Source organism: Novosphingobium sp., assembly GCF_049240505.1.
GTDB lineage: Bacteria > Pseudomonadota > Alphaproteobacteria > Sphingomonadales > Sphingomonadaceae > Novosphingobium.
Genome location: NZ_JBMLSM010000096.1, coordinates 11562 through 18029 on the forward strand (window position 1 = coordinate 11562; position 6468 = coordinate 18029).

At 61.2% G+C, this 6468-nt stretch carries 8 protein-coding genes, 1 tRNA gene and 1 pseudogene; 3 read left to right on the forward strand and 7 right to left on the reverse strand.

Annotated elements, in window-relative coordinates; translation table 11 throughout:
- Nucleotides 1-28: 28 nt before the first annotated feature.
- Nucleotides 29-568: a transcription termination/antitermination protein NusG gene (gene nusG / locus ACOVQ0_RS08110; protein ID WP_168854079.1), complete on the reverse strand. Its 540-nt coding sequence runs from the start codon at nt 566-568 to the stop codon at nt 29-31.
- Between the two features lie 31 nt (nt 569-599).
- Complete coding sequence (secE, locus tag ACOVQ0_RS08115; protein WP_168854078.1) at nt 600-794, reverse strand: preprotein translocase subunit SecE; 195 nt, start codon at nt 792-794, stop codon at nt 600-602.
- 282 nt (nt 795-1076) lie between these two features.
- Here secE and ACOVQ0_RS08120 point away from each other — a divergent pair, with 282 nt between their 5' ends.
- Nucleotides 1077-1613, forward strand: coding sequence for a hypothetical protein (locus ACOVQ0_RS08120; protein ID WP_421882651.1), 537 nt, complete (start codon nt 1077-1079; stop codon nt 1611-1613).
- 289 nt (nt 1614-1902) lie between these two features.
- Here the strand turns inward: ACOVQ0_RS08120 and ACOVQ0_RS08125 are convergent.
- A tRNA-Trp gene (locus ACOVQ0_RS08125) sits at nt 1903-1978 on the reverse strand.
- A gap of 67 nt (nt 1979-2045) precedes the next feature.
- On the opposite strand from ACOVQ0_RS08125, the gene aat reads away from it, so the two are divergent.
- A complete protein-coding gene (gene aat, locus ACOVQ0_RS08130) occupies nt 2046-2822 on the forward strand; it encodes a leucyl/phenylalanyl-tRNA--protein transferase (RefSeq protein WP_421882654.1) in 777 nt (258 codons plus the stop codon).
- A gap of 35 nt (nt 2823-2857) precedes the next feature.
- Here aat and ACOVQ0_RS08135 read toward each other — a convergent pair.
- From ACOVQ0_RS08135 to ACOVQ0_RS08150, 4 genes and pseudogenes are all read right to left on the reverse strand, one after another.
- Nucleotides 2858-3274 (reverse strand): annotated as a pseudogene (locus ACOVQ0_RS08135) (DUF2155 domain-containing protein); the annotation flags it as partial.
- The gene (locus ACOVQ0_RS08140; RefSeq protein WP_421882657.1) at nt 3274-3687 is read right to left on the reverse strand and encodes an NADH:ubiquinone oxidoreductase subunit NDUFA12; all 414 of its coding nucleotides are present in this window, start codon (nt 3685-3687) and stop codon (nt 3274-3276) included. The gene ACOVQ0_RS08140 and the pseudogene ACOVQ0_RS08135, both read right to left, overlap by 1 nt.
- Nucleotides 3688-3777: 90 nt before the next feature.
- Nucleotides 3778-4275 carry a DUF192 domain-containing protein gene (locus tag ACOVQ0_RS08145; RefSeq protein WP_421882659.1) on the reverse strand — a complete coding sequence of 166 codons (498 nt, stop codon included), beginning with the start codon at nt 4273-4275 and terminating at the stop codon, nt 3778-3780.
- Nucleotides 4259-4864: a regulatory protein RecX gene (locus ACOVQ0_RS08150; protein ID WP_421882662.1), complete on the reverse strand. Its 606-nt coding sequence runs from the start codon at nt 4862-4864 to the stop codon at nt 4259-4261. The genes ACOVQ0_RS08145 and ACOVQ0_RS08150 overlap by 17 nt, the downstream gene beginning before the upstream one ends.
- Nucleotides 4865-5024: 160 nt before the next feature.
- Here ACOVQ0_RS08150 and ACOVQ0_RS08155 point away from each other — a divergent pair.
- On the forward strand, nt 5025-6468 hold a 1444-nt coding region (locus tag ACOVQ0_RS08155), incomplete at its 3' end, for a fatty acyl-AMP ligase (protein WP_421882665.1).

A 6468-nucleotide genomic window follows, 5' to 3' on the forward strand; every position in this document is an offset into this window, starting at 1 on the left:
CAAGTCTTGCCTGTAACCCTATGGCGGATCAGCCGCGAACCAGCTCGACTTCCTCGAAGCCCAGTTCCACCGGCGTTGCGCGCCCGAAGATCGAGACCGAAACCTTCACGCGGCTCTTGTCGAAGTCCAGTTCCTCGACCACGCCGTTGAACGATGCGAACGGGCCTGCGTTGACCTTGACCGAATCGCCGATCTCGTAATCGACAGCCACGTTCTTGCGCGGTTCGGCTGCAGCCTGTTCACGCGCGCCAAAGTAGCGCGCAGCTTCCTTGTCCGAAATCGGCTGCGGCTTGTTGTTGGTGCCGAGGAAGCCGGTGACCTTCGGCGTATTCTTGACGAGGTGGTAGATGTCGTCGTTCATCGCCAGCTTGGCGAGAACGTAGCCGGGCATGAACTTGCGTTCGACCTGAACCTTCTTGCCCCGCTTCACTTCGGTGACGGTTTCGGTCGGAACCTCGACCGCTTCGACAAGCTGCGAAAGACCGATGCGCTCGGCTTCGGAAATGATCGCTTCCTTCACCTTGTTCTCGAAACCGGAATAGGCGTGAATGATGTACCAGCGGGCCATATCTTGTTCTCTCAGGTCCTGTAGATTTTGATCAGGCGAGCGACAGCAGGAACTTGACCGCCATGCCGAACAGCGAGTCAATCCCGAGGAAGAACACGGCGAGCAGCAGCATCATGATGCCGACGAAGATCGCGGTGGTCGTGGTTTCCTGACGGGTCGGCCAGACGACCTTGCGCGCTTCTGCCTTTACCTGGTTGAAGAATTCGCCGGGGCTGGTCTTGGCCATTGCTCGAACGCCTTGCTTGCTGCGACTTGCGCCGCGTTGAACTCGTTTCTTCCGCCTAGGGGACATCGCCGCCCCGGACATGTCCGGGAGGGGCTGGCGATTTTCCGATGTCGGAAGTTGCCCCCATCTAGTCGTGATGCCGGGAATTGGCAAGTGCGAGGCAAACGATGGGTCGCCCCGCCATTCGGACAAGCCGCCGCTTCTGCCGGAACCATGCGCATTACAGACGAGTTTTGAGCCTGAAGGAAAATTCGGGTCAAAACCCGCTGAAAGGAAGCGAATATGAAACGCATTGTTCTCCCCCTCGCCGCACTCGCCTTGGCGGGCACCGCACACGCACAGAGCGGGCAGGTTTCTGCAGGCGGATCGGCACAGGCCGACACGCAGGCGTCAGTTGGAAACGGCTCTGCGAATGCCAACACCGGACTCGGTGGTACTGTGAGCGGAACAGCGCAAACACAGCAAACTATACCTGAAAAGGGTATCGGTGGCGAGGTTTCGAGTACGGCGCAAACGCGCAACGAAACACGCGCGGATACTCGCGCTGCGGAGCGAGCCGAGCGCCAGGCCGAAGCAACCGCCGACCGCGCGAAGCAGAAGGCTGATGCGACTGCAGATCGTGCCGCACGTACTACCGAACGCGTGACACGCGGAGCGGATCGCAAGCTCGATAGCGTCGCAAACTCTGACTCACTGGACTCGGCAGTTTCCGGCAGAGGCGCGGTCGGTGGACAGATCGGCGCGACCGGTGCTGGCGCAGCAGGATCGCTTGGCGGCGGGCTGACCGGACGTGCTGCTGGCGGCTTGCTCGGAAATTGATCCCTGATCAGAGCATACTTTGCCGAAATGGTCGCAAAGCTGCGGAACGCCTGTCAAACTGTTCTGGCGTTGTCAGCAAGTGCGGCATAGGCTGAAAGAGTTCTCAAGCGAACCAGACGCATGAGACGAGACTCGGGGCGGGCGCCAAGGCGTTCCGCCCCGTTTTTTATAAAGTCGCATGATTGTTCGATGAACAAGAAGAGTCGTTTTCAAATCTGGCTAACGACATCGTTCGAAATATGGCTAACCCAACCTCAAACCCCCGAAAACCTTAGCTTTCGCGGGGAGGTGGCAGGAGTGGAGGGACTCGAACCCACGGCCCTCGGTTTTGGAGACCGATGCTCTACCAACTGAGCTACACTCCTGTGCTCGACGCGCCCTTAGAGGGTTGACGCGGGGGATGCAACCGACCGAAACACATTCTTGCACATTATGGCCAGAAACGATCCCCACGCTATCCCCCCAGAGCTTTTGCTCAAGGCTTATCGTGCCGGGATTTTCCCGATGGCCGATAGCCGCGACGATCCCGAAGTTTTCTGGGTAGAGCCGAGAATGCGGGCGATTCTGCCGTTGGACGGCTTCCATCTTTCGCATTCGCTGGCGCGCACGCTGCGGCGGGGACGTTTTACGGTAACCTGCAACGCAGCTTTCGAGGCGGTGATCGATGCCTGCGCTGCACCGCGCGCCGGGGCCGAGGAAAGCTGGATCAGCGCGCGCATTCGCGACAGCTACATCGGCCTGTACGAACATGGCCATGCTCATTCCATCGAATGCTGGCGCGAAGGGCGGCTGGTGGGCGGTCTATACGGCGTTGGATTTGCGCGGGTGTTCTGCGGCGAATCGATGTTCAGCCGGGAGGCCGATGCGTCCAAGGTCGCACTCGCCTGGCTCGTGGCATCAATGCGCCGAATCGGGGCAGAACTGCTCGATTGCCAGTTCACCACTGCGCATCTTGCCTCGCTGGGCGCGGTGGAAATTCCGCAAAGTCAGTATCTGCAGCTGCTATCAGCAGCGCAGCGGCCCTATTCGGCAGGAGAATTGGGTTCGGCGCGCGCGCTGGCAGAAGAAGTTGGCGATGGGCTTGCCGTAGGCGCGGGTGAAGCTGCCGTGCTGGGCCTACCAGCCGGGTTTGCCGCCTTGCGTTCCGATTCGATCGGCGCCTCTTCGCCCGGGAAGCTCATCGCGCAGTCTTTCACCCAAACGTCATAGACGGGATGCTCAACCACGTTGAGTGAGGGCGAATTGCGGAACAGCCATCCAGAGAAGACCTTGCGCCATGCCAGCGGCTGATCGGTGGTGGCCCGCTCTTCCACGAACAACTGGACGAAAGCGCCAGTTTCGGGCGGGTCTTCCCACGGAGCGGTCTTTTCGCATGTCGCGAGTTTAACGATGGCATTGCCGATCCGGCGCGATTCGCCGCTCTTCAGCACCACATCCTGCGTGATATTGTTGCGCTTGTTGAGGAAGCCCAGCGTTGCCACGCGATCCTTGATCGGGGTGCCGAAGTCGCTTTCCACCGCGGGGCCGGACGACGCCACGGTCGGCATACCTGTTTCCACCGCCTCAGGCGGGGGCGGAGCCGACTTTTCACCGCATCCGGCAAGCGCCAGCACGCTCGCAACTGCGAGAGCGCGCCATGCCGTCGATGCAGCAGAAGGCATCAGGCTTCCGGTGCCCACGCTTCGTAATCGCCCGTAGCCGCGGCACGCTTGCCCCCGCGTTCAAGCGCGCCCTGAGGGCGATAGGCCGTGACGGTGCCGGTAGCATTGGGCGTGTATTCGGCTTCCCAAATGCGCGGCGGCGGCAGATTGCTTTCCGGCACGCCGTCGAACGAGCCGTGGAGCCAGCCATGCCATTCAGACGGCACGCGGCTGGCGTCGTTCGAACCGTTGTAGATCACCCAGCGCCGTTCGCGTCCGGCAAAGGGGTGGCCCTTGGGATAGGGCTTCTTTGCGCGATAATAGGTATTGCCCTGCGCGTCGGTGCCGACCTGCTCGCCCTTGAGCGCGCTGTCGAGCATGGTGCCGAAGGTGGCGCCGTCCCACCAGGTGAAGATCTTGCCGAGGATGCTCATGGTGCCTGCCTTAAATATTGGGGGGCGCTTAGCCGCTGATATGGGGAGTCGGCAAGCGCGTTGATGCGCCTGCGCGCTTTGACATGTCGATTACCATTCCACCTTGTCGCCCGGCTGGATGCCCAGCTTTGCCGCCAGACCGCCGTTTATTTCAAACACCGCCAGCGTCGGCCCACCGGATATCAGTGGCGTTTCATCATAAGGCACCGCATTGGCGGCAATATTGATGATCCGCCGATCCAGCCCGACGAAGATCAGGTCCAGCGGGATCACCGTGTTGCGCATCCAGAACGATGCCCGATCGGGCGGATTGCGCAGGAAGATCATGCCTTCATCATCGGCCAAGCGGGTGCGAAACATGAGGCCCTTGGCCTGCTCCGCAGAGGTCCGCGCGACTTCTGCCTTGAAAGTACGGCGTTTGCTGCCGGTCGTGATCGTGACAGGGCCGACCTTCAACCCAGAAATCGGATGGATCGACGCGGTGACGGCTGCTGCGGGTGCTTTCGTCCCGGCATCGGCCGCGCCAGGCGAACAACCAGCAATGAGGGCCAGCGCGGCCAGTGCGAGAGTCTTAGTCGCCTGCTTCATCGATCCATTCTTCCAAGGCTTGCTGCGACACGGCATTCACCACCTCGCGCGCGAGTGCAAGGGGGTGACCGGCACGCAGCATGGCCGCGACCTGCTTTTCACGCACTGCCGGGTCAAGCCTTGCCCCTTCTTCCCTCACGCCAAACGGGCCAAAGCGCCGCTTGCGCGCCATGATCAGCGCAGCGCGCCTGCGCTCCATTTCGGTCCCACCCGATTCTTCGCGCAGGGGTTCGGCAATACCCGCCGCGCCCAGCGCCTGATCAATCCGCCGCGCACCATAACCCCGCCGCAACAAGCCTTGCGCCTTACCGCGTGCGAACACGGCATCATCGATGTAGCCAAGGTCTGTGAACCGGCTGACGATCGCGGCAATGTCTGGCTCCGCATCCCCTTCCCAGCCCCGTTCGCGCAACTTGCGCCGCAGATAATCCGACAGTTTGCCTGCGCTTGTCGCAAAGCGCGCAACATAGGACAGCGCCAGTTCGTCAAGCTTTTGCCGGTTCAGTGGTCTGGGCGCGTGTCGTTCGCGAGGTTGGCCACGACGACGCCCCATGTCTTCACCGGGCACATCTGGGGAATTGTGATCCATCCGCCACATTCGTGCCACAGTCGCCGCTAAATGAGAACGTCCGTACCGTGACTGTACCGGATTGGTCGTTGTTTTCCTGTCACGGAGCAGTCATGGGCCATTCACCTGCGGTCGCAGAATGGGCTTGCAGGACGATAGAAGAGAACAATCGGGGTATCGCATGACCGTTTCGAGCGCCGTTGCTGACAAGGCGACTCTCGTTTCCACACCCAATGTCGACGTGCAGCCACGTCGCTATGCGGACTTCGACACCTTTTGCGACGCGCTGGATTACGCGGCAAAGGGTGTGCTCGGCTTCAATTTCCATGATCCGCGCGGCAATCTGGCGCGGGCCTATCCCTATTCCGAACTGCGCGAAGATGCATTGGTGGCCGCGCGCAAGCTGGTGGCGCTGGGCGTTGCGCCTGGTGATCGCGTAGCACTGGTGGCCGAAACCGGTGCCGATTTCGCCGCCATCTTCTGCGGTGCGATGTATGCGGGCGCGTGGCCGGTGCCGCTGCCATTGCCGACCAGCTTTGGCGGCAAGGAAAGCTATATCGACCAATTGGCCGTACAGCTTTCCAGTTCCGATCCGAAGATGCTCGTTTATCCCGGCGAAATTGCCGAGATGGCAGGTGCAGCCGCCACACGGCAGGGTTGTGCTGGCCTTTCGTGGGAAGAATTCCACGCGGGCGCTGAAAGCACCGATGCCCTGCCCACGCCCGATCCTGATGCTATCAGCTACCTCCAGTATTCCAGCGGCTCCACCCGCTTCCCGCATGGCGTAGCGGTCACCCATCGTGCGCTTCTGGCAAACCTTGCCGGCCATTCGCACGGCATGAAGATCGACAACCCGGACCGCGCCGTGTCGTGGTTGCCGTGGTATCATGACATGGGTCTTGTCGGCTGCTTCCTGTCGCCCATCGCGAACAGCGTATCGGTCGATTTCCTCAAGACCGAGGATTTCGCACGTCGCCCGCTTGCATGGCTTGATCTGATCAGCCGCAATCAAGGCACCACGCTCTCGTATTCGCCAACCTTTGGTTACGACATCTGCGCCCGCCGCATTTCCAGCCAGAGCCATGTGTCAGACCGGTTTGACCTTTCACGCTGGCGCGTGGCGGGCAACGGAGCCGACATGATCCGGCCCGACGTGATGCAGAACTTCGTCAACGCCTTTGCCGATGCCGGTTTCAAGGCCGAAGCCTTTCTGCCCAGCTATGGCCTTGCCGAAGCTACGCTTGCCGTCACCATCATGCCTCCGGGCGAAGGCATCCGCGTCGAACTGGTTGAGGAAGAGCGCCTTTCGGGCACGCCACGCGATCTTTCCCGCCCTGCCCGTTACCGCGCGATGGTGAACTGTGGCGTTCCGGTACGCGGCATGGAAGTGGCGATCCGCGGCGAAAGCGGCAATCATCTGTCGCACCACCACATCGGCAAGGTGTGGTGCCGTGGTTCGTCGGTCATGCACTCCTATTTCCGCGATGCCGAAGCAACGGACGCCTGCATGGTCGATGGCTGGCTGGACACTGGCGACATGGGTTACGTTGATGAACGCGGATACCTGTTCATCGTCGGCCGCGCCAAGGACATGATCATCATCAACGGCAAGAACCACTGGCCGC

Excerpts from the sequence above, each read along its gene's own strand:
- nusG (WP_168854079.1), bottom strand. The coding sequence starts at position 568 with ATGGCCCGCTGGTACATCATTCACGCCTATTCCGGTTTCGAGAACAAG.
- secE (WP_168854078.1), bottom strand. The coding sequence starts at position 794 with ATGGCCAAGACCAGCCCCGGCGAATTCTTCAACCAGGTAAAGGCAGAA.
- ACOVQ0_RS08120 (WP_421882651.1), top strand. The coding sequence starts at position 1,077 with ATGAAACGCATTGTTCTCCCCCTCGCCGCACTCGCCTTGGCGGGCACC.
- aat (WP_421882654.1), top strand. The coding sequence starts at position 2,046 with ATGGCCAGAAACGATCCCCACGCTATCCCCCCAGAGCTTTTGCTCAAG.
- ACOVQ0_RS08140 (WP_421882657.1), bottom strand. The coding sequence starts at position 3,687 with ATGAGCATCCTCGGCAAGATCTTCACCTGGTGGGACGGCGCCACCTTC.
- ACOVQ0_RS08145 (WP_421882659.1), bottom strand. The coding sequence starts at position 4,275 with ATGAAGCAGGCGACTAAGACTCTCGCACTGGCCGCGCTGGCCCTCATT.
- ACOVQ0_RS08150 (WP_421882662.1), bottom strand. The coding sequence starts at position 4,864 with ATGGATCACAATTCCCCAGATGTGCCCGGTGAAGACATGGGGCGTCGT.